This is a genomic window from Mesorhizobium sp. M2A.F.Ca.ET.067.02.1.1 (assembly GCF_004023285.1).
Lineage (GTDB): Bacteria > Pseudomonadota > Alphaproteobacteria > Rhizobiales > Rhizobiaceae > Mesorhizobium.
This window is the reverse complement of sequence record NZ_RZSB01001421.1, coordinates 1-469: the sequence shown is the minus strand read 5'-3', so window position 1 is coordinate 469 and position 469 is coordinate 1. Positions and strand designations below refer to the sequence as shown.

Here is a 469-nt window from a genome sequence, read left to right as displayed (position 1 = left end):
CTTCAGAGCGAGGCTGGTGTTCTATCCGTCGCGCAATCCGCTGCGGGCGCTGGTCGCCGAACGGCTGGGCGACGTGGCGCCCGGCGCGTGGCCGACATTCGTCCCGGATGCAGCCGGCGATCCGCTGGCCGCCTACGCCGCCTTCCAGGACGGCGCCCCATGGCTGTCGGACTGCCCCATCATCCTGCCCGCCGGCGCGATCGCGTTGGACGAAAAGGACGGCGCCTGGTGGCAGGCGGCAAACGATCCGCACGGCATCGCCTTGCCTGTCGCCGGGTCCGTCCACCAGACCTTGCTCGGCATCGATCTCGCGGCGACGGCGGCGCTCTGGAATGGCGCCAGGCTCGAGCTGCTGGCCTCGCAAAGCAGCATCGGGAGGCTCGATCTGTCATGAACGAACTCGACCAAGCAGGGCTGGCGCGGTTGCGCGACGGCTGGATTTCCGGCGGCGCCATGTTCGAATTCGCCC

The 469-nt window shown here is 69.5% G+C and carries 1 pseudogene; it reads left to right on the top strand.

Annotated elements, in window-relative coordinates:
* Positions 1 to 394: pseudogene (locus EOA28_RS38140) on the top strand (SWIM zinc finger family protein); the annotation flags it as partial.
* Positions 395 to 469: the final 75 nt, after the last annotated feature.